General features: G+C 62.2%; 1 protein-coding gene. It reads right to left on the bottom strand.

What is annotated here, in order from left to right:
- Window positions 1-362: ribonucleotide-diphosphate reductase subunit beta (locus SB719_RS19180; RefSeq protein ID WP_412159605.1), on the bottom strand; the 362-nt coding region annotated here is incomplete at both ends.

Here is a 362-nt window from a genome sequence, read left to right as displayed (position 1 = left end):
CCGGTCATCCGGTTCTGGCGGACCAGGTTGTAGAAGTAGGCGAAGCCGGAATAGAAGTTGATGCCTTCGAGGATCGACGACTGCACCAGCGAGCGGATCAGCGTTTCGGCCGAGCGCTCGCGCATGAAGTCGTTGTACGAATCCATGATCGGCTGGTTGCGCGCGATGATCGTGGGATGCGTGCGCGCGAGTTCGAACACGCGGTTCTGGTCGGCCAGGCCCGCGATCGAGGCCAGCACGTAGCTGTAGCTCTCGTTGTGGATCACTTCCTGCTGGCCGATGATCGCGGCGTTGGCGTGCGCGGCCGGGTCGGTGATGTATTCGGCGACGTTGTAGATGTAGCGCGTCTGCGGCGAATCCAG

The sequence above is a fragment of the Pantoea sp. SIMBA_079 genome, from assembly GCF_046940275.1.
GTDB classification, from domain to species: domain Bacteria; phylum Pseudomonadota; class Gammaproteobacteria; order Enterobacterales; family Enterobacteriaceae; genus Pantoea; species Pantoea borealis.
The sequence above is the reverse complement of the archived record's forward strand: the minus strand, read 5'-3'. Positions and strand labels throughout refer to the sequence as shown.